The sequence below is a fragment of the Streptomyces sp. GDS52 genome, assembly GCF_052246875.1.
GTDB classification, from domain to species: domain Bacteria; phylum Actinomycetota; class Actinomycetes; order Streptomycetales; family Streptomycetaceae; genus Streptomyces; species Streptomyces cathayae.
In genome coordinates, this window is record NZ_CM125966.1 from 2184718 (window position 1) to 2205188 (window position 20471).

General features: G+C 70.0%; 20 protein-coding genes. 3 read left to right on the forward strand and 17 right to left on the reverse strand.

Features of this window, described 5'->3' with window-relative positions; all coding sequences use genetic code 11:
• Positions 1-265 precede the first annotated feature (265 nt).
• Entirely contained in the window at positions 266-850 is a 585-nt protein-coding gene (locus tag ACTWJ9_RS09710; protein WP_387039220.1) for a hypothetical protein, read from the reverse strand.
• Between the two features lie 152 nt (positions 851-1002).
• Between ACTWJ9_RS09710 and ACTWJ9_RS09715 the strand changes: the two genes are divergently transcribed.
• A complete protein-coding gene (locus tag ACTWJ9_RS09715) occupies positions 1003-2196 on the forward strand; it encodes a sensor histidine kinase (protein WP_279333835.1) in 1194 nt (397 codons plus the stop codon).
• Positions 2197-2225: 29 nt separating this feature from the next.
• Here ACTWJ9_RS09715 and ACTWJ9_RS09720 read toward each other — a convergent pair whose 3' ends face one another.
• The gene (locus tag ACTWJ9_RS09720; RefSeq protein ID WP_443295580.1) at positions 2226-3428 is read right to left on the reverse strand and encodes an RNA-guided endonuclease InsQ/TnpB family protein; all 1203 of its coding nucleotides are present in this window, start codon (positions 3426-3428) and stop codon (positions 2226-2228) included.
• Between the two features lie 172 nt (positions 3429-3600).
• On the opposite strand from ACTWJ9_RS09720, the gene ACTWJ9_RS09725 reads away from it, so the two are divergent.
• Both ACTWJ9_RS09725 and ACTWJ9_RS09730 read left to right on the forward strand, forming a co-directional pair.
• The gene (locus tag ACTWJ9_RS09725) at positions 3601-4242 is read left to right on the forward strand and encodes a response regulator transcription factor (protein ID WP_279333837.1); all 642 of its coding nucleotides are present in this window, start codon (positions 3601-3603) and stop codon (positions 4240-4242) included.
• Between the two features lie 127 nt (positions 4243-4369).
• Positions 4370-6193, forward strand: a complete 1824-nt coding sequence (locus tag ACTWJ9_RS09730; RefSeq protein WP_279333838.1) for a glycoside hydrolase family 18 chitinase — start codon at positions 4370-4372, stop codon at positions 6191-6193.
• A gap of 159 nt (positions 6194-6352) precedes the next feature.
• Here ACTWJ9_RS09730 and ACTWJ9_RS09735 read toward each other — a convergent pair whose 3' ends face one another.
• From ACTWJ9_RS09735 to prmC, 15 genes are all read right to left on the reverse strand, one after another.
• The gene (locus tag ACTWJ9_RS09735) at positions 6353-6799 is read right to left on the reverse strand and encodes a DUF2550 domain-containing protein (RefSeq protein ID WP_279333839.1); all 447 of its coding nucleotides are present in this window, start codon (positions 6797-6799) and stop codon (positions 6353-6355) included.
• Positions 6800-6961: 162 nt separating this feature from the next.
• On the reverse strand, positions 6962-7336 hold the full coding sequence (locus ACTWJ9_RS09740; protein WP_202277415.1) for a F0F1 ATP synthase subunit epsilon: 375 nt from the start codon (positions 7334-7336) through the stop codon (positions 6962-6964).
• A gap of 110 nt (positions 7337-7446) precedes the next feature.
• A complete protein-coding gene (gene atpD, locus ACTWJ9_RS09745) occupies positions 7447-8883 on the reverse strand; it encodes a F0F1 ATP synthase subunit beta (protein ID WP_443295581.1) in 1437 nt (478 codons plus the stop codon).
• A complete protein-coding gene (locus ACTWJ9_RS09750) occupies positions 8883-9803 on the reverse strand; it encodes a F0F1 ATP synthase subunit gamma (protein ID WP_279333841.1) in 921 nt (306 codons plus the stop codon). Before ACTWJ9_RS09750 ends, atpD begins: the two co-directional genes overlap by 1 nt.
• A 23-nt stretch (positions 9804-9826) precedes the next feature.
• A complete protein-coding gene (gene atpA, locus ACTWJ9_RS09755) occupies positions 9827-11419 on the reverse strand; it encodes a F0F1 ATP synthase subunit alpha (RefSeq protein ID WP_279333842.1) in 1593 nt (530 codons plus the stop codon).
• Between the two features lie 182 nt (positions 11420-11601).
• A complete protein-coding gene (locus ACTWJ9_RS09760) occupies positions 11602-12417 on the reverse strand; it encodes a F0F1 ATP synthase subunit delta (protein WP_279333843.1) in 816 nt (271 codons plus the stop codon).
• Entirely contained in the window at positions 12414-12959 is a 546-nt protein-coding gene (locus tag ACTWJ9_RS09765) for a F0F1 ATP synthase subunit B (RefSeq protein ID WP_384201036.1), read from the reverse strand. The genes ACTWJ9_RS09760 and ACTWJ9_RS09765 overlap by 4 nt, the downstream gene beginning before the upstream one ends.
• Before the next feature lie 44 nt (positions 12960-13003).
• Entirely contained in the window at positions 13004-13234 is a 231-nt protein-coding gene (atpE, locus tag ACTWJ9_RS09770) for an ATP synthase F0 subunit C (protein WP_361462065.1), read from the reverse strand.
• A 70-nt stretch (positions 13235-13304) separates the two neighbouring features.
• The gene (gene atpB / locus ACTWJ9_RS09775) at positions 13305-14126 is read right to left on the reverse strand and encodes a F0F1 ATP synthase subunit A (RefSeq protein ID WP_384201034.1); all 822 of its coding nucleotides are present in this window, start codon (positions 14124-14126) and stop codon (positions 13305-13307) included.
• A gap of 225 nt (positions 14127-14351) precedes the next feature.
• Positions 14352-14801, reverse strand: coding sequence for a hypothetical protein (locus ACTWJ9_RS09780; RefSeq protein ID WP_384201032.1), 450 nt, complete (start codon positions 14799-14801; stop codon positions 14352-14354).
• A gap of 364 nt (positions 14802-15165) precedes the next feature.
• Positions 15166-16542, reverse strand: coding sequence for an MraY family glycosyltransferase (locus ACTWJ9_RS09785; protein ID WP_443295582.1), 1377 nt, complete (start codon positions 16540-16542; stop codon positions 15166-15168).
• Positions 16543-16727: 185 nt separating this feature from the next.
• Entirely contained in the window at positions 16728-17972 is a 1245-nt protein-coding gene (gene glyA, locus ACTWJ9_RS09790; protein ID WP_279333848.1) for a serine hydroxymethyltransferase, read from the reverse strand.
• A 280-nt stretch (positions 17973-18252) separates the two neighbouring features.
• On the reverse strand, positions 18253-18930 hold the full coding sequence (locus tag ACTWJ9_RS09795) for an arsenate reductase/protein-tyrosine-phosphatase family protein (RefSeq protein ID WP_279333849.1): 678 nt from the start codon (positions 18928-18930) through the stop codon (positions 18253-18255).
• The gene (locus ACTWJ9_RS09800; protein ID WP_279333850.1) at positions 18927-19574 is read right to left on the reverse strand and encodes an L-threonylcarbamoyladenylate synthase; all 648 of its coding nucleotides are present in this window, start codon (positions 19572-19574) and stop codon (positions 18927-18929) included. Before ACTWJ9_RS09800 ends, ACTWJ9_RS09795 begins: the two co-directional genes overlap by 4 nt.
• 55 nt (positions 19575-19629) lie before the next feature.
• The gene (gene prmC / locus ACTWJ9_RS09805; protein ID WP_109378027.1) at positions 19630-20469 is read right to left on the reverse strand and encodes a peptide chain release factor N(5)-glutamine methyltransferase; all 840 of its coding nucleotides are present in this window, start codon (positions 20467-20469) and stop codon (positions 19630-19632) included.
• Positions 20470-20471: the final 2 nt, after the last annotated feature.

The following is a 20471-nucleotide window of genomic DNA, read 5'->3' on the forward strand; positions in this document are numbered from 1 at the left end:
GTGAGGTCGAGTGATGGCGCATCGGGTCTCGCCGGGGGCGGCCGGCTGCTCGTGCGGGTGGTGTTCCCCCCATCGTCCGGCGGGCCGGCGGCCTCGACGTGTGCGCTGCCGGGGCACTCGACCACGTCCCGGGGACGACACACCGCCCCAAAGCCGTGAGCACTTCGGCCATATCTGTCCTGATGCCGCTCATCTGAGGGCTTACGTGACACTTTCCCGTCGACTGCTCACGTTTTTCGGCAAGGCACCCGCCTCCGGCCCCCTTTCAGTGGCGGAGGTTCTCCTTCGCGGTGACGGGCTCTTTCGCCTGCGTGCCCGCCGGGGCCTTCTTCGGCCAGAGCCAGTAGGTCAGGGCGATCAGGCCGTGGATGCCGGTCACCTGCCAGGCGGTGGTGCGCCAGCTCTCCAGGGAGCCCACCCGGCTCGCGTCGCCGACGTACCGGATGGCGAGCTGGAGCAGGACGGTGGCCACGGCGGCCCCCGCCAGCGTGCCCAGCCACACCCTGGCCTCGTGCCGGGCGCGGGCCGTGCCGTAGCGGGGCGGGCCGGCCGGCTTCGGGGCACCGCCGAACCGGTGGGCGGCGTGGCCGTCGAGCCACTTCACGGTGCGGTGGCCGTGGCCCACGGTGTAGCCGATGTAGAGCGCGGCCAGACCGTGCGCCCAGCCCGGCTCGGCACCGTTCTTCAGGTCCAGCGCGGTGGCGACCAGCAGGACGACCTCCAGCAGCGGCTCGCACAGCAGCAGCGCCAGGCCGGTGCGCGGCATCTTCAGCAGGTAGCGGAAGGCCAGTCCGGCGGCCAGCAGCACCCAGAAGCCGATCTCGCATGCGGCGATCAAGGCGACGATCACGGTTCGCTCCTCTCGGTCACCCTTCCAGGCTCCCGTGCGGGGCGGCCCGGGGCGTCGTCGCCACCGATGAACTCGCGGTACATCGAAAGATGCAGTCCAGGACCGTCCGCGGGGATCAGGCGCCGGGTGTGCGCACCGTGTTGGATGGTGCCATGGCCCTGCGACCGTCCCGCCCGCCCCGCTTCGACGTGGGGGTCGCGCTCGCCGGACTCGCCGGCGGGCTGCTGCTGTGGGGCTTCGGGCTGGGCGTCCGGCCGGGCGACGACCCGACCGTGCTCTTCGACGGCCGCGGGCCGCTCCTCGTGCCGCTCGCCGTGATCGCCGGCTGCGAACTGCTGCGCCGCACCGCCCCGCGCACCGCCCTGGCCGTCGGCACGCTGGCGCTGGCCGCGGACGTCATGACGCAGGGCAGCATCGCCACGATCGTGATGTACACGGACCTGATGTACGCCGCCGTCGTGTACGGCACGTCCGCCACCGCCCGCCGTCTGCCGTGGATCACCGGCATGTTCACGATCGCGGCGACGCTGGTTCCCTACGCCGTGTGGCGGGTGCCGGAGGCCCTGCTCCTCGGGCTCGTCGTCGGCGCCGTGACGTTCACGCCCGCCTCGACCGGCCTCATCGTGCGCAACCACCGCGACGCCGCCGAGGCCGCCCGGCTGCGGGCCGAACAGACCGCGCTGCTCGCGGAGATGGACCGCGTCCAGGCTGTGACCGCGGAACGTTCCCGCATGGCCCGCGAGTTGCACGACATGGTCGCCAACCACCTCTCCGCGATCGCCATCCACTCCACGGCCGCCCTCTCCCTGGACGACCCCGGTACCTCCAAGGAGGCACTCGGCGTGATCCGGGAGAACAGCGTGCAGGGACTGTCCGAGATGCGACGGCTCATCGGCATCCTGCGCGACGGGGAGGACGACCGGGAACCGGCGGCGACCCCCACGCTCGACGGCCTCGGCACCCTGGTGGAGGGCGCCCGCGCCAACGGCCTGGACGTCACCCTCGACGCCACGTACAGCGACGTCCCCACACCGGTGGAACTCGCCGCGTACAGGATCGTGCAGGAGTCGCTGACGAACGCGTTGAAGCATGCCGCGCCGGGCAGGGTCACCGTGTGCCTGCGCCGGCCGGCCGACGCCCTCGACATCCGGGTGACCAGTCCCCACGGCGGCCGGGACGCCCCGCGCGCGCCGGGTTCGGGGGCCGGTCTCGTCGGCATGCGGGAGCGGGCCGCCCTGCTGGACGGCACGTTCGAGGCCGGTCCGCAGAACGGTCCGGAGGGCAAGCTGTGGGAGGTGCGCGCCACCCTCCCCGTCACCGACGTCGTGCGAGGAGACACCTGTTGACTTCCTCCCCCTCGTGAACGAGGGGAGTCCTACGGCTCGCGCCGTGGGGTTTTCTGCTTCGTCGCCGACCGCCCGCCCGGAGAACTCCGTTGAGGTCTTACACCGGCTCCACAGACAGACACGGCCAGCCCGGCCGCCAGAAGGTTCTTCGCCGCGTTCACGTCCCGGTCGTGGACCGTGCCGCAGTCGCAGGTCCAGGTGCGGACGTGCAGCGGCATCTTCTTCTGCAAGGTGCCGCAGGCGGAGCACAGCCTGGAGGAGGGGAAGAAGCGGTCGACCGCGATCACTTCCCGCCCGTACCAGGTGGCCTTGTACTCCAGCATGGAGCGGAACTCGCTCCAGCTCGCGTCCGAGATGGCCCGGGCGAGCGTGTGGTTCTTGACCATGTTGCGCACGGTCAGATCCTCGATCACAAGCGTTTGGTTCTCACGCACGAGTCGAGTGGTCAGCTTGTGCAGCAGGTCCCGGCGCCGGTCGGCGATCCGGGCGTAGATCTTCGCGACCCTGATCCGGGCCTTGCGCCGGTTGGCTCCGTCCCCTCTGCCCTTCTTCGCCAGAGCCCGCTGGGCCTTGGCAAGACGGGTACGGTCGCGGCGCTCGTGCCTCGGGTTGGTGATCTTCTCGCCGGTGGACAGGGTCAGCAGGTGCTCCAGGCCCACATCGATGCCGACCGCCGTATCCGTGGCGGGCAGCGGCTGCACGGTCGGATCCTCGCACAGCATCGACACGAACCAGCGCCCGGCCGCGTCCTGCGACACGGTCACCGTGGAGGGCGTCGCCCCCTCGGGGAGCGGACGGGACCACACGAGGTCCAGCGGCTCGGTCATCTTCGCCAGCGTCAGCCTCCCCTCGCGGAAGCGGAAACCGCTGGTGGTGTACTCGGCGGACCTGCGGGACTTCTTCCGGCTCTTGAAGCGGGGGTACTGGGACCGCTTGCCGAAGAAGTTGGTGAACGCGTTCTGCAGGTGGCGCAGCGTCTGCTGCAGCGGCACGGAGGACACGTCGTTGAGGTAGGCGAGTTCCTCGGTCTTCTTCCACGCGGTCAGCATCGCCGAGGTGGCGTTGTAGTTGACTCGCTCCTGTCGCGCCCATGCCTCGGTGCGGGCGGCGAGGGCGAGGTTGTAGACCTTGCGCACGCAGCCGAACGTGCGCGACAGCTCGGCCGCCTGCGCATCGGTCGGATGGAAGCGGTACTTGAACGCCCGCTTCACACACGTCGTGGTCACGCTCACAAACTAGCGCCACCGTGCCTTAAGCCCAAATCCGCGGGTCAGAGCACCGCGATCCGCCCTGACGGCGCATCACAGCCCGTTGCCCTGCTCCGCAGGAACTTCATTTCTCCCCCGCAAGCGGGCGGTACCCCCACCCCCGGCTGAAGCCGGGGGTATCCACGAAGGAGGCCAAATGATCCGCGTCCTGGTCGCCGAGGACCAGTCCGCCGTCCGCGCCGGGCTGGTGCTCATCCTGCGCAGCGCTCCCGACATCGGGGTGGTGGGTGAGGCGGCGGACGGTGAGCAGGCGGTGGCGCTCGCCCGTGAACTGCGCCCGGACGTGGTGCTGATGGACGTGCAGATGCCACGCCTGGACGGGGTGTCGGCCACCCGGCAGGTCGTCGCGGAGGGGCTCGCCGACGTGCTGGTGCTGACCACCTTCGACCTCGACGAGTACGTCTTCGGGGCGCTGCGGGCCGGGGCCTCGGGGTTCCTGCTGAAGAACGCGGAGGCGAAGGACCTCCTCGAGGCCGTGCGCACGGTGGCGCGCGGGGAGGGGATCGTCGCCCCGGCCGTGACCCGGCGGCTGATCGCCGAGTTCGCCGCGAAGCCCGTCCGCGGGTCCACGGCCGATCCGGCGGTGCTGGACTCCCTCACCCGGCGCGAGCGGGAGGTGCTGTCCTGTCTGGGCGAGGGCCTGTCCAACGCCGCCGTCGCGAAGCGCCTCGACATGGCGGAGGCCACGGTGAAGACCCACGTCAGCCGCCTGCTGGGGAAGCTGGGGCTGCGCAGCCGGGTGCAAGCCGCGGTCCTGGCGCAGGAATGGGGGATCTGACCGGAACGAGTGGGTGGTCCAGACCTATTGACCCGTGGTCCAGACCTTTCTATCCTCGCGGCACCGTGGGTGTGAAGGCTCAGTCATACCCACGGCGACATCCCTCACCCCACGAAGGAGGCGCGGTATGCGCTTCAGACACAGAGCCGTGGCAGGGTTCTCCACCCTGCTCCTCCCCCTCTCCGCTCTCGTCGCCCTCGCCACTCCCGCCCAGGCCGCGACCTCGGCGACCGCCACCTACGCCAAGACCCAGGACTGGGGCTCCGGCTTCGAGGGCAAGTGGACGGTGAAGAACACCGGCACCACGACGATCAACTCCTGGACCGTCGAGTGGGACTTCCCCTCCGGTACCAAGGTCACCTCCGCCTGGGACGCCGATGTGACGTCCTCGGGGAACCACTGGACCGCCAAGAACAAGTCCTGGAACGGCACCCTCGCCCCGGGCTCCTCCATCAGCTTCGGCTTCAACGGCAGCGGCTCCGGCTCCCCCACCGGCTGCAAGCTCAACGGCGGCGGCTGCGACGGCACCTCCGTCCCCGGCGACGCGCCACCCTCCGCCCCCGGCACCCCCAGTGCCTCGGGCGTCACCGACACCTCCGTGCGGCTGTCCTGGTCCGCGGCCACCGACGACAAGGGCGTCAAGAACTACGACGTGCTGCGCGACGGCGCCAGGGTCGCCACCGTGACCGGCACCTCGTACACGGACACCGGTCTGGCCAAGGGCACCGACTACTCGTACACCGTCCAGGCCCGTGACACCGCCGACCAGACCGGTCCGGTCAGCGGCGCGGTGCGGGTCCGCACCACCGGCAACACCGAGGAACCGCCGCCCACCGGCGGCAAGATCAACCTCGGCTACTTCACCGAGTGGGGCGTCTACGGCCGCAACTACCACGTCAAGGACCTGGTGACGTCCGGCTCCGCCGCCAAGATCACGCACATCAACTACGCGTTCGGCAACGTCGTGGGCGGCCAGTGCAAGCTCGACGACGCCTACGCCGCCACCGACAAGGCCTACACCGCCGACCAGTCCGTCAGCGGCACCGCCGACGCCTGGGACCAGCCGCTGCGCGGCAACTTCAACCAGCTGCGCCAGCTCAAGGCCAAGTACCCGCACATCAAGGTGCTGTACTCGTTCGGCGGCTGGACCTACTCCGGCGGCTTCGGCCAGGCCGCGCAGAACCCGGCCGCGTTCGCCAAGTCCTGCAAGGGCGTCGTGGAGGACCCGCGCTGGGCCGATGTCTTCGACGGCATCGACATCGACTGGGAGTACCCGAACGCCTGCGGCCTCACCTGCGACACCAGTGGTCCGGCGGCCTTCAAGAACCTCTCCCAGGCCCTGCGCGCCGAGTTCGGCAAGGACTACCTGGTCACCGCCGCCATCACCGCGGACGGCTCGAACGGCGGCAAGATCGACGCGGCCGACTACGGCGGCGCCGCCCAGTACCTCGACTGGTACAACGTGATGACGTACGACTACTTCGGCGCCTTCGACAAGGACGGCCCCACCGCCCCGCACTCGCCGCTGACCGCGTACAACGGCATCCCGCAGGACGGCTTCAACTCGGCCGCCGCCATCGCCAAGCTGAAGGCCAAGGGCGTCCCGGCGGGCAAGCTGCTGCTCGGCATCGGCTTCTACGGCCGCGGCTGGACCGGCGTCACCCAGGCCGCACCCGGCGGCACCGCCACCGGCCCGGCGCCCGGCACCTACGAGGCCGGCATCGAGGACTACAAGATCCTCAAGAACAGCTGTCCGGCCACCGGCACCATCGCCGGCACGGCGTACGCCCACTGCGGCAACAACTGGTGGTCCTACGACACCCCCACCACCATCAACAGCAAGATGGCCTGGGCCAAGGGCCAGGGCCTGGGCGGGGCGTTCTTCTGGGAGTTCAGCGGTGACACCACCAACGGTGAACTGGTCGGCGCCATCCACAACGGCCTGAAGTAGGCCACCGGCACCCGACCGCGAGCAACGAGACGAAAAATGCGCCCCCGGACGTTCGTCCGGGGGCGCACCCGCGTCTCCACACGTCTACGCGACGTTCACCCTCCCCCAACAGCTCCGCTGTCGGGGGGACCCCCATCCAGCGGGGCCCTGAACGTCGCTCTACGCGACGTTCACCCGCTGGCCGGGCGGTGCCGCCTCCAGCCAGGCGAGGAAACCGGTCAGCGCGTCGTCGCTCATCGCCAGCTCCAGCCGCCTGCCCCGGTGCAGGCAGGCCAGGATCACCGCGTCCGACAGCAGCGCCAGCTCCTCCTCGCCCTCGGGCACCCGGCGGCCGGCCACCTCGATCGACGCACGCTCCAGGACGCGGCGCGGACGCAGCGCGTAGGAGAAGACGCGGAACCACTCCACCCGGTCGCCGTTGTAGCGGGCCACCCCGTACGCCCAGCCCTTGCCGCCGGTGTCGCCCTCCTCCGGGACGTCCCAGCGCAGGCTGCAGTCGAAGGTTCCGCCGGAACGCTGGAGGAGGCGGCGGCGCAGGCCGAACACGAAGAGGCCCACCACCACGAGCGCCACGACACTTCCGCACACAGTCAGAGCGAGGACCATCGACACCGACCTCCTCGTCTCCTAGGTAACGGAACGGAAAAATCATCCAGATCTGCCTCAGCCGCGACCGGGTCCGGATCGCTCCGGTCCCAGCCGCGGCTGAGTCACGTCATTGCACGGCTCCCCCAGAGCCTAGACGGCCTGGAGGGCTCCTCGGGTCGTTCAGTGCCCCGCCGCCGCGCGCAGTCGTACGTCCGCGCGCCGCTCCGCCGAGGCGTCCGCCTCCGACTTCGCACGGTCCCGCGCCCGCTCCGCGCGCTTGACGTCGATCTCGTCCGACAGCTCGGCGATCTCGGCCAGCAGCGACAGCTTGTCGTCCGCGAACGAGATGAAACCGCCGTGCACCGCGGCGACGACCGTCCCGCCGTCGTTCGTACGGATGGTCACCGGTCCCGACTCCAGCACACCGAGCAGCGGCTGGTGACCGGGCATGACGCCGATGTCGCCGGACGTGGTGCGCGCGACGACCAGAGTGGCCTCGCCCGACCAGACCTCTCGGTCGGCCGCGACCAGCGCGACGTGCAGCTCAGCAGCCAAGATGGCTCCTCGGGTCACCACCCGGCAGGTCCGCCGGGTGTGGGGTACAAGTCTAATGGGCGGGGGTCAGGGGGCGGGACGGTGCCCGCCCCCCGACTCGAGCGCGAGGCTCAGGAGACGCCCAGCTCCTTCGCGTTCTTCTTCAGGTCCTCGATGCCACCGCACAGGAAGAACGCCTGCTCCGGGAAGTGGTCGTACTCGCCGTCGCAGATCGCGTTGAACGCGGTGATCGACTCGTCCAGCGACACGTCCGAACCGTCCACGCCGGTGAACTGCTTGGCGACGTGGGTGTTCTGGGACAGGAAGCGCTCCACGCGACGGGCGCGGTGGACGGCGAGCTTGTCCTCCTCGCCGAGCTCGTCGATGCCGAGGATCGCGATGATGTCCTGCAGGTCCTTGTACTTCTGCAGGATGTTCTTCACGCGCATGGCCGTGTCGTAGTGGTCCTGCGCGATGTAGCGCGGGTCCAGGATGCGGGACGTGGAGTCCAGCGGGTCCACGGCCGGGTAGATGCCCTTCTCGGAGATCGGACGGGAGAGCACCGTCGTTGCGTCGAGGTGGGCGAAGGTGGTGGCCGGGGCCGGGTCGGTCAGGTCGTCCGCGGGGACGTAGATCGCCTGCATCGAGGTGATCGAGTGACCGCGGGTCGAGGTGATGCGCTCCTGGAGGAGACCCATCTCGTCGGCCAGGTTCGGCTGGTAGCCCACCGCGGAGGGCATCCGGCCGAGCAGGGTCGACACCTCGGAACCGGCCTGCGTGAAGCGGAAGATGTTGTCGATGAAGAACAGCACGTCCTGCTTCTGGACGTCACGGAAGTACTCGGCCATGGTGAGGCCGGCCAGCGCGACGCGCAGACGGGTGCCCGGGGGCTCGTCCATCTGACCGAAGACCAGGGCGGTCTTGTCGATGACGCCCGACTCGCTCATCTCGTCGATGAGGTCGTTGCCCTCACGGGTGCGCTCACCGACGCCGGCGAACACGGACACACCGTCGTGGTTGTTGGCGACGCGGTAGATCATCTCCTGGATGAGCACCGTCTTGCCGACACCGGCACCGCCGAACAGGCCGATCTTGCCACCCTTGACGTACGGGGTGAGCAGGTCGATGACCTTGACGCCGGTCTCGAACATCTCGGTCTTCGACTCGAGCTCGTCGAAGTTCGGCGCCTTGCGGTGGATCGGCCAGCGCTCGCCCGTGTAGGACTCGTCGCTGTTCAGCACCTCACCGAGGGTGTTGAACACCTTGCCCTTGGTGAAGTCACCGACGGGGACGGAGATGGCCGAGCCCGTGTCGGTCACCGCGGCCTGGCGGACCAGGCCGTCGGTGGGCTGCATGGAGATGGTGCGCACCAGGCCGCTGCCCAGGTGCTGGGCCACCTCGAGCGTCAGCGTCTTGAGCTCGCCCGCGGTCGCCGGGTCGGCGACCTCGACGTGCAGGGCGTTGTAGATGTCCGGCATCGCGTCGACGGGGAACTCCACGTCGACGACCGGGCCGATGACCCGGGCGACACGGCCCGTGGCCGTCGCGGTCTCAACAGTGGTGGTCATTAATTGTCACTCCCCGCGTTTGCGTCGGCCAGAGCGCCTGCGCCACCGACGATCTCGCTGATTTCCTGGGTGATTTCGGCCTGGCGGGCCGCGTTGGCAAGACGGGAGAGCGTGTTGATCAGCTCACCCGCGTTGTCGGTGGCCGACTTCATCGCGCGCCGCGTGGCGGCGTGCTTCGAAGCGGCCGACTGGAGCAGCGCGTTGTAGATGCGGCTCTCCACGTAGCGCGGCAGCAGGGCGTCGAGGACGTCCTCCGCCGAGGGCTCGAAGTCGTACAGCGGAAGGACCTCGTCCTTGGCGGACGCGGTCTCCTCCGCGACCTCTTCGAGACGCAGCGGAAGCAGCCGGGAGTCGACCGCGGACTGCGTCATCATCGAGACGAACTCGGTGTAGACGATGTGGAGTTCGTCCACTCCGCCGTCCGCCGTCTCCTTCTCGATGGCCTCGATCAGCGGCGCCGCGACCGTCTTGGCGTCCGCGTACGAGGGCTCGTCGGTGAAGCCCGAGAACGACTCCGCGACCGTGCGCTCACGGAAGTTGTAGTGCGCCAGACCGCGGCGGCCGACGATGTACGTGTCGACCTCCACGCCCTGGCCCTCCAGGCGCGCGGTCAGCTGCTCCGCCGCCTTGATCGCGTTGGCGTTGAAGGCGCCGGCCAGGCCGCGGTCGCTCGTGAGGAGCAGGACCGCGGCACGGGTCGGGTTCTCCGCTTCCGTGGTCAGCGGGTGCTTGGCGTCCGAACCGGTGCCGACGGCCGTGACCGCACGGGTCAGTTCCTCGGCGTACGGCGTGGAGGACCGCACCTTGCGCTGCGCCTTGACGACGCGCGAGGCGGCGATCATCTCCATCGCCTTGGTGATCTTCTTGGTCGCGGTGACGGATCGGATGCGACGCTTGTAGACCCGGAGCTGGGCTCCCATGAGTCAGGTCCCTTCCTTGAACGTCACTTGGCGGCAGCGGCCGGAGCGTCCTCGCCGAGCAGCTTGCCGTCGCCCGTCTCGAACTGCTTCTTGAACTCCGCGATCGCGTCGCCCACGGCCTGGAGGGTGTCGTCCGACATCTTGCCGCCCTCACGGATGGAGGTCATGAGGCCCTGCTCACTGCGGTGCAGGTACTCCAGCAGCTCCTTCTCGAAGCGGCGGATGTCGGCGACCGGTACCTCGTCCATCTTGCCGGTGGTGCCGGCCCAGACGGAGACGACCTGGTCCTCGGTGGCCAGCGGCTGGTACTGCTCCTGCTTCAGCAGCTCGACCAGACGCTGACCGCGCTCCAGCTGCGCCTTCGACGCGGCGTCCAGGTCGGAACCGAAGGCGGCGAACGCCTCCAGCTCACGGTACTGGGCGAGGTCCAGGCGCAGACGGCCGGAGACCTGCTTCATCGCCTTGTGCTGGGCGGAGCCACCGACGCGGGAGACCGAGATACCGACGTTCAGGGCCGGACGCTGACCGGCGTTGAACAGGTCGGACTCCAGGAAGCACTGGCCGTCGGTGATGGAGATGACGTTGGTCGGGATGAACGCCGACACGTCGTTCGCCTTGGTCTCGACGATCGGCAGACCCGTCATCGAGCCGGCACCCATCTCGTCGGAGAGCTTGGCGCAACGCTCCAGCAGACGGGAGTGCAGGTAGAAGACGTCGCCGGGGTAGGCCTCGCGGCCCGGCGGGCGGCGCAGCAGCAGGGACACGGCGCGGTAGGCGTCGGCCTGCTTCGACAGGTCGTCGAAGATGATCAGGACGTGCTTGCCCTCGTACATCCACTGCTGGCCGATGGCCGAACCGGTGTACGGCGCCAGGTACTTGAAGCCGGCCGGGTCGGACGCTGGGGAGGCGACGATGGTCGTGTACTCCAGGGCGCCGTTCTCCTCCAGCGCGCGGCGGACCGACGCGATGGTGGAGCCCTTCTGGCCGATGGCGACGTAGATGCAGCGGACCTGCTTGTTCACGTCGCCCGAGCGCCAGTTGTCACGCTGGTTGATGATCGTGTCCACGGCCAGCGCGGTCTTGCCGGTGCCGCGGTCGCCGATGATCAGCTGACGCTGGCCGCGGCCGACCGGGGTCATGGCGTCGACGGCCTTGTAGCCCGTCTCCATCGGCTCGTGCACCGACTTGCGGTCCATGACCGTGGGGGCCTGCAGTTCGAGGGCGCGGCGGCCCTGGGTCTCGATCTCGCCGAGGCCGTCGATCGGGTTGCCGAGCGGGTCGACCACGCGGCCGAGGTAGCCCTCGCCCACGGCGACGGACAGGACCTCGCCGGTGCGGGAGACCGGCTGGCCCTCTTCGATGCCGCTGAACTCACCGAGGACGACGGCACCGATCTCGCGCTCCTCGAGGTTGAGGGCGAGGCCGAGGGTGCCGTCCTCGAACTTCAGCAGCTCGTTGGCCATGGCCGAGGGAAGACCCTCGACCTTGGCGATACCGTCGCCGGCGACGGTGACCGTGCCGACTTCCTCGCGCGAGGCCGCGTCCGGCTTGTACGACTGGACGAAGTTCTCCAGTGCGTCCCGGATCTCCTCCGGCCGGATCGTGAGCTCCGCCATCTGAGTTCCCTGCTCTCCTTGTTGGGCCCGAAGTTTCACTTGGGGGGTATTCCACGAGTCGGGACTCCCCCCGGAAGAGGTGAATCCTCTGCACGGCCCAACCAGGGCCGCAAGTACGTTCTTGGTGTTCAGTTGCTGCGTCGGTCGCGTCCGTCGCGCCGTGCGCGACCGCCGCGTCGGCGCTAGCTCGCCAGCCGGCGGCTCGCGTCCTCCAGCCGGTCCGCGATCGAGCCGTTGATGATCTCGTCACCGACCTGCACCCGGATTCCGCCGACGACCTCGGGGTCCACGGCGAGGTTGAGGTGCATGCGGCGGCCGTAGAGCTTCGCGAGGCCGGCGCCGAGGCGCTGCTTCTGCGCGTCGCTGAGCGGCACCGCGGAGGTGACGACGGCCACCATGCGGTTGCGGCGCTCGGCGGCGAGCTTGGACAGGGACTCGAGTCCCGCTTCCAGGCTACGTCCCCGCGGCGCGGTCACCAGACGCGTCACCAGACGCTCGGTGGTCGCGTTCGCCCTGCGTCCGAGCAGGCTGTGCAGCAGCTCGCTCTTGGCCGGGGCGGTGGCCTTGCGGTCGGTCAGCGCGGCACGCAGCTCGTTGTTCGCGGAGACGATCCGGCCGAACCGGAACAGCTCGTCCTCGACGGTGTCGAGCGTGCCCGCCTTCTGCGCGGCGGTGAGGTCGGCGAGGTCGGCCAGCTGTTCCAGTGCGTCCACCAGGTCGCGGGACTGCGACCAGCGGGAGCGCACCATGCCGGACACCAGGTCGGCGGCGCTGCCGCTGAGCTGGCTTCCGAGCAGTCGCTGGACCAGTTCCGCCTTGGTCTCGCCGGCCTGCGCCGGGTCGGTGAGGACCCGGCGCAACGACACCTCGCGGTGGAGCAGCGCGGTGACGGCGGCCAGCTCTTCGGCGAGCGAGCCGGCGTCGACGGACGTGGAGTCCGTCAGCGCGTCGAGACGCTCACGTGCGGCTGCCAGGGCCTCGCGGCTCGCTCCGTTCATCGTGCGGCCTCGGCCTTCTGGTCGAGGTCGTCGAGGAACCGGTCGATCACTCGGCTCTGCCGGGCGTGGTCCTCGAGGGACTCGCCGACGAGCTTGCCGGCCAGGTCGGTGGCGAGCTTGCCCACGTCCTGACGCAGCACCGACGCGGCGACCTTGCGGTCCGCCTCGATCTGCGAGTGACCGGCGGCGATGATCTCCTCACGCTGCCGCTGGCCTTCCGCGCGCATCTCGGCGATGAGCGTGGCGCCCTGCTCCTGCGCCTCCTGGCGCAGGCGCGCGGCCTCGTGCCGGGCCTCGGCGAGCTGGGCCTTGTACTGCTCGAGAACGCTCTGTGCCTCGGTCTGAGCGGCCTCGGCCTTCTCGATACCGCCCTCGATGGCCTCGCGACGCTGTTCCAGAACCTTGTTGATGTTCGGGAGGAGCTTCTTGGCGAGGAAACCGAAGACGATGACGAAGGCGAGCAGGCCGATGACGAGCTCGGGAATCGGCGGGACGAGGGGGTTCTGAAGCTCCTCGGCCGCGATATGAAGCATGGGGCTCATATCAGAGTGCCTTTCGTCTGGTGAGCCGGTCGCGGATCAGACGATCAGAGGCCGTAGACGAACGGCATGACCAGACCGATCAGGGCGAGCGCCTCACAGAAGGCGAAGCCCAGGATCTGGTTGGCGCGGATCAGACCGGCGGCCTCGGGCTGACGGGCGAGGGCCTCGGTGCCCTTGCCGAAGATGATGCCGACGCCGATGCCGGGACCGAGCGCGGCGATGCCGTAGCCGATGGAAGCAATCGAGCCGTGGACGGCAGCAAGGGTCTGGGACATTCCGGTTCTTCCTTTTCTTCACGGGCCGGTGGGGGTGGGCCACCGGTCGAATGGGGGCGGTGCGGGACGCTCAGTGCTGCTCGGCGAGCGCGCCCTGGATGTAGGTCACGGTCAGCAGGACGAAGACGTACGCCTGCAGGGCCTGGATGAAGAGCTCGAAGACGGTCATCACCAGGACCATCAGGAACGAGACGCTGGCGTAGGCGATCCCGATGCCGTTCAGCAGGTACCAGCTGGCGATGGTGAACAGCACCAGCAGGATGTGACCCGCGAACATGTTCGCGAAGAGTCGCACGGCGTGGGTGAAGGGCCGCACGAGCAGGTTCGAGAAGGCCTCGATCAGCATGACGACCGGCAGCGCGGCGCCGAGCGACTTGTCGTAGCCGGTGAAGTTCTTCAGGGCGCCGACGAAGCCTTGCCGCTTGAAGGTCAGCGAGATCCAGACGATGTAGACGAGCAGCGCGAGCCCCAGCGGGTAGGCGAAGATCGACGTCACCGGCATCTGGGCGAACGGGATGATGGACCAGAGGTTCATCATCCAGACGAAGAAGAACAGCGCGACGACGAACGGGACGTACTTCTCGCCCTCGCGCTTGCCCATCGTCTCGTAGACGACACCCCGACGGACGAAGTCGTAGCCGGCCTCGGCGACCATCTGGAGCTTGCCGGGGACGACCTGGGGCCGGCGGAAGGCCGCCCAGAAGAAGCCGATGATGATGATCGAGCCGAGCAGCGCCAGCAGCATTGTCTTGTTGAAGTACACGCTGCTGTCGCCGTCGCCCCACAGGGGCTCGAACAGGAACGAGTGCAGCCCGGGAGACGGGAAGCCACAGCCGTCGAAGATGTGGCAGTCGGTCTCGAAGGCGAGCACCTGTGTCGGGTCAGCACTCACCGCGGGCTCCTTCAGCGTGGCGCATGGATTCGGCAACCTCGTGGTGTCGGCGCGGCACGGGGCCGCGGTTCGGCACGGGACTGGTGTTACGGATGTGGGGGCGGCAGTGGGGCATCTCGCCTCGCGATGTGACAGGCGTCAGCTTGGATGCCCGCGCCCGCGATGCCGCAGTTGGCACCGGACGATAGCAGGGTCCGTCATGCGCCCTTATCCCGGCCCTACGCCTCACGACGGCCGCTCCGCGGAATCCTTCTTCCCCGCCGCGTTCCCGGCCGGCGTCGGCTCGGGATCCACGTAGAAGGTCTTGGCCTTCATCGTGGCCCGCGCCTGCGCGGCGACCCAGGTGAGGGTGGAGACGAGCAGCGAGAGGGCGAAGACCTTCGGGTGGAACAGGGTCGTGTCCTTGAAGAGCGCGATGAAGACGAAGATCAGCAGGATCTGCGTCATGTACATCATCAGCCCCATCGCCTGGAACAGATGCGGTATCGACCTGGCGATCCACTGCAGGACGTACAGCCCCGTGCCCATGAGCAGGATCACGAGCAGCGCCCCGATGACCGCTCCGATCACCCCCTGGCCGCCTTCGACGGCACCACCGACCGCAACCGCGACCGCACCGACGACAGCGGTGGGTACGGCGGACTGAATCAGGATCCGGACGTCGTTGGACGGCATGGCGGAACTCCGCATGTTTGTAACAGGGGGCAAAGGGCGGTCGTCGAGGACGAGCGTAGTCCCCCGGATGGAGTGTGATTTCCCCCCACCGACGAACCGTCGCACTGCGGTTCCCCGGCTCTCTCCGGCGAGACTCGTGAACGGTATCACAAACTATTTGATGGAGTCTTTACCTAATGGACGTGCGGAACATCACGCACGAGAGTGAAGCGGCGCACCTGAGCGCGCGCGGGGATGACTTGTCTGGTATTGGGGTGCTTCGCACCCCCAAGAGTGCCCCATCGCAGCCCCACGACTTGGCAATGCTCTAGTCGGATTCTTACCTTGACCGTGATATGCGCCCGGCACCCGTCGTGACGTCCCGTCAGCGGGAGCTGCCGGCCTTCCCCCGGTCGCCCAGACGTGCGTGGTGGCCGAGGGCCGTCGCGCCGTTGACGCCCGAGACACCGGCGGTGACCGGGGCACGGTGGCCGTCAGCGGCCTCTTCGGGGCCGTCGGGGGCGCCGGCGGCCCGTGACGACGCCGGGACGGGGTCGCCGGACGCCTCAGGTGCCCTTGCCGCCACCCGGGCCCTGCGGCGGCGGTAGCGCGGCGGGACGACCGCCTCCGCCCAGCGCGGGGCGCGCGGGGTGAACCGGGGCAGCAGGAGCAGCAGCAGGCCGAGGGCGCTCAGGATGACGACGCCCAGCACGATCCACATGGACGCCGAGTTGACCGAGTAGGCGAGCGCGCCGAAGGCGATCAGCGCCGACCAGAAGTACATGATCAGCACCGCCCTGCTGTGCGAGTGGCCGATCTCCAGCAGACGGTGGTGCAGATGGCCCCGGTCCGCCGCGAACGGCGACTGGCCGCGCCAGGTACGCCGCACGATGGCCAGCACCAGGTCGGCCACGGGCACCGCGATGATCGTCAGCGGCATGATCAGCGGGATGAAGACGGGCAGCATCGCATGGGTCGCCTCCCGGGTGCCGCCCAGGTCGACGTTGAGCGCCTCGACGTCCAGCTGGCCCGTGACGGACACGGCGCTCGCCGCGAGGACCAGACCGATCAGCATCGACCCGGAGTCCCCCATGAAGATGCGGGCGGGGTGCATGTTGTGCGGCAGGAAACCGATGCACATGCCGATCAGCACGGCGGAGAACAGGGTGGCGGGGGCCGCCGCCTCGGCACCGTAGCCGTACCAGATCCGGTAGCTGTACAGGAAGAACGCCGTGGCCGCGATGCCCACCATGCCGGCCGCGAGGCCGTCCAGTCCGTCCACGAAATTGACCGCGTTGATGGTGATGACGACCAGCGCCACGGTGATCAGGTTCCCCTGCCACGGGGTCACGGAGACCATGCCGACACCGGGGATGGGGAGCCACAGGATGGTCAGACCCTGAAGGATCATGACGCCGGCGGCGATCATCTGGGCGCCCAGTTTGATCAGGGCGTCGATCTCGAACTTGTCGTCCAGGACGCCGAGCAGCCAGATCAGGGCGGCCCCCGACAGCAGGGCGCGCGGTTCGTTGGACCTCTCGAAGACATCGTTCAGGTTCGTCAGGTGGCTGGCCACCAGCAGGCCCGCGCACAGGCCGAAGAACATGGCGATACCGCCGAGCCGCGGAGTGGGTTCCCGGTGCACGTCACGTGCCCGGATCTCCGGCATCGCCCCCGCCACGATCGCGAACTTCCGCACCGGCCCTGTCAGCAGATACGTCACCGCGGCCGTGATGCAGAGCGTCAGCAGGTATTCACGCACGGGCTTCCCCACAGATCTCGCTGGCCATCACAGCCCCACACCCTAGCGAGGCATGCATACGGGTGAGGACTTCCGGGTAGCGACGATGGTTGCACGAGTGACGGTGCGGCCGGTCCGGCATACGGGCGCGCCTACCCCGCATGCGCGCCGATACGGGTGCGAAACCCCGGCCGGAGTGACACGTCTCAGCCGGGATATGGCGGAAAGGCCGCGGTCAGTTCCCGTACGTCCTGGCGGGCCCGGGCGGGCTCGGTGCCGCCCCGCAGGACGCTCGCCAGCAGGCCCGCGATCAGCGTCATCTCCGGCTCCCCCATGCCCTGCGTGGTCACCGCGGCGGTGCCCAGGCGCAGCCCGCGGTCGTCGGCGTGCGGCAGCGCGCAGCAGTCCAGGACGATCCCGGCCCCCGCCAGCAGACCGCGGGCCGCGCGCCCGTCGACGCCGAGCGGGGCGGGGTCGGCGGTGATCAGATGGGTGTCGGTGCCGCCGGTGGTGACGGCCAGTCCCTCGTCGGCCAGTGCGGCGGCGAGCGCCCGCGCGTTGGCGACCACCCGGTGGGCGTACACGGTGAACGCCGGTGTCGCCGCCTCCCCGAACGCGACCGCCTTGGCGGCGATCGTGTGCATCTGCGCCCCGCCCTGGGTGAAGGGGAAGACGGCGCGGTCGACGCGCTCGGCCAGTTCCGCGCCGCACAGGATCATGCCGCCGCGCGGTCCGCGCAGCACCTTGTGCGTGGTGGCGCAGACGATGTCCGCGTACGGGACCGGGTTCGGGGCCGCTCCCCCGGCGACCAGGCCGATGGGGTGCGCGGCGTCCGCGATGAGGTAGGCGCCGGTCTCGTCGGCCACCTCCCGGAAGAAGGCGTGGTCGAGGTGGCGCGGGTAGGCGATGGAGCCGCACACGATCGCCTTGGGCCGGTGCGTACGGGCCAGGGTGCGGACCTGGTCGTGGTCGATGAGCCCGGTCTCCGCGTCCACGCCGTAGCCGATGAAGTCGAACCAGCGGCCGGAGAAGTTCGCGGGCGAGCCGTGGGTGAGGTGGCCGCCGTGGGGCAGGCCGAGGGCCAGGACGGTCTCTCCGGGGCGCAGCAGGGCGGCGTAGGCGGCCAGCACGGCCGACGAGCCGGAGTGCGCCTGGACGTTGGCGTGGTCGGCGCCGAACAGCGCCTTGGCGCGCTCCACGGCGAGGCGTTCGGCGGCGTCGGCGAACTCGCAGCCGCCGTGGTGGCGGGCGCCCGGATACCCTTCCGCGTACTTGTTGGCCAGCGGGGAGCCGAGGGCGGCCAGCACGGCGGGCGAGGTGAAGTTCTCGGCGGCGATCAGCTGGAGCGTGGTCGCCTGCCGCTCACGCTCGCCGAGCAGGATCTCGGCGAGTTCGGGGTCCTGCCGGCGCAGGACCCCGAACTCGCTCCCGAGGGCATGGGTGACCGTCATGGTGGACTCCCGCACGTCGACGCCGGCGTACGACCAATGTAGGCCCGCCGTCCCCGGGCCGCCCGGCGCCGCACCCTTCCGGGGCTGCCGGACGCCACCCGGAGGCCGGCGGGCGGACTCCTCGCAGCCACCACCCGACAGCTCGTACGGAGCCCGCCCGGACGCCCGGACGGCCCGCCGCACGGCGGCGCGGTGCGAACGGCCCGGACCGCGGCGCCCAGGCCGGGGAAGCCCCGGCGCCCCGGGCGGGGCGGTCGGGCGCGCGGCCCGGGCAAAGCGGTCAGGCCCGGGTCGGGACGCCGGTGAGGGCGGTGACGACCGGGTCCAGGGCCTGGTGTATCTCGTCGCCGATGGAGCGGAAGAGGGGCAGGGGCGCCCCGTACGGGTCGAAGACCTCGTCCGCCTCGGCGGTCGGGGCCAGCAGCCAGCCGCGCAGCGCGGCGGCGGCACGGACCAGGGCGCGGGCGCGCATGACCAGGCCGTCGTCCAGCGGGGGCAGCGTCGCCGGGTCGATCGCGTTCACCAGGCGCGTGAACTCCTTCAGGGTGAAGGTGCGCAGGCCCGCCGAGTGGCCCATGGAGATGACCTGGGCGCGGTGGTCCCGGGTCGCGGTCAGGACCAGGTCGGCGCGGATGACGTGCTCGTCCAGCAGCTCACGGCCGACGAAGCCGGAGGCGTCCGCGCCGAACTCGGCCAGCACGGTCTCCGCGTGCGTCTCCATCGGCGCGCCCTCGTGACCCCAGGTGCCCGCGCTCTCCACGATCAGGCCGCAGCCCAGGATGCCCAGCCGCTGGTTCACGAAATGCCGGGTCAGCCGCTCGGTGATGGGCGAGCGGCAGACGTTTCCGGTGCTGACGTGGAGGATGCGGAAGCTGTCGCGCGGGAACCCGAAGGTGGTCGTCTCCTCCGCGCCGCTCTCCCCGTCGCCTATGCCGCGCCCCGACTCGGGCGCCGTCAATTCGCCACCTCGAGGTCGGGTACCACTTTGCGCAGCTCCTCCGGGGAGACGGCGCCTTCGCGCAGCAGTACGGGCACGGGGCGCGTGACGTCGACGATCGACGAGGGGACGATGCCCGGGGTGGGCCCGCCGTCGAGGTAGACGGAGACGGAGTCGCCGAGCATGTCCTGCGCCGCGTCGCAGTTCTCCGGCGCGGGGTGCCCGGTCAGGTTGGCCGAGGAGACGGCCATCGGGCCGACCTCGGTGAGCAGTTCGATGGCGACCGGGTGCAGCGGCATCCGCACGGCGACCGTGCCCCGGGTGTCGCCGAGGTCCCACTGGAGGGACGGCTGGTGCCGGGCGATCAGGGTCAGCGCGCCCGGCCAGAAGGCGTCGACCAGTTCCCAGGCCTGTTCGGAGAAGTCGGTGACCAGCCCGTGCAGGGTGTTCGGCGAGCCGATGAGCACCGGCGTGGGCATGTTGCGGCCGCGTCCCTTGGCCTCCAGGAGGTCGGCGACGGCCTCCCCGGTGAACGCGTCCGCGCCGATGCCGTAGACCGTGTCCGTCGGCAGCACCACGAGTTCGCCACGGCGGACGGCGGACGCGGCTTCACGCAGACCGGTCGCGCGATCGGTCGCGTCGTTGGTGTCGTATCGCCGAGCCATCTGGCGGGCCTCCTCGTACACGTGCGGCTGGGGGTGGATGAAGTCTGCGGGGGGCTCACGGGACCGCCTTGCGGGCGGTGGCGAACCGGGGCCGGTTGTTCAGGTCCGGGTGGTCGGCGGCGTCGGTCCAGCCGCGGTCCTCGGCGAAGATCCACGGCACCTGGCCGCCCTGGGTGTCGGCGTGCTCGACGACGACCACCCCGCCGGGGCGCAGCAGCCGGTGCGCGGTGCGTTCCAGGCCGCGGATGAGGTCGAGGCCGTCCTCGCCGGAGAACAGCGCCATCTCGGGGTCGTGGTCCCGCGCCTCGGGGGCGACGTACTCCCATTCGGTGAGCGGGATGTACGGCGGGTTGGAGATCACCAGGTCGACCTGGCCGTCGAGGTCCGGGAAGGCCGTCAGGGCGTTCCCCTGGCGCAGTTCGACCCGTGACCCCTCCATGTTCTTGCGGGTCCACACCAGGGCGTCCTCGGACATCTCCACGGCGTACACCCTCGACCGCGGGACCTCCTGGGCGAGCGCGAGCGCGATCGCGCCCGAACCGGTGCACAGGTCGACGACGCACGGCTCGACGACGTCCATGGCCCGTACCGCGTCTATGGCCCAGCCGACGACCGACTCGGTCTCCGGGCGCGGCACGAACACCCCGGGCCCCACCTGGAGTTCGAGGTAGCGGAAATAGGCGTGCCCGGTGATGTGCTGGAGCGGTTCGCGCGCCTCGCGGCGGGCGACGACCTCCCAGTACCGGGCGTCGAAGTCCGAGTCCTTCACCTGGTGCAGCTCGCCGCGCTTGACTCCGTGCACGAACGCGGCGAGCTCCTCCGCGTCGGTGCGCGGCGAGGGCACGCCGGCGTCGGCGAGCCGCTGGGTGGCCTGGGCCACCTCGGTGAGCAGCACGC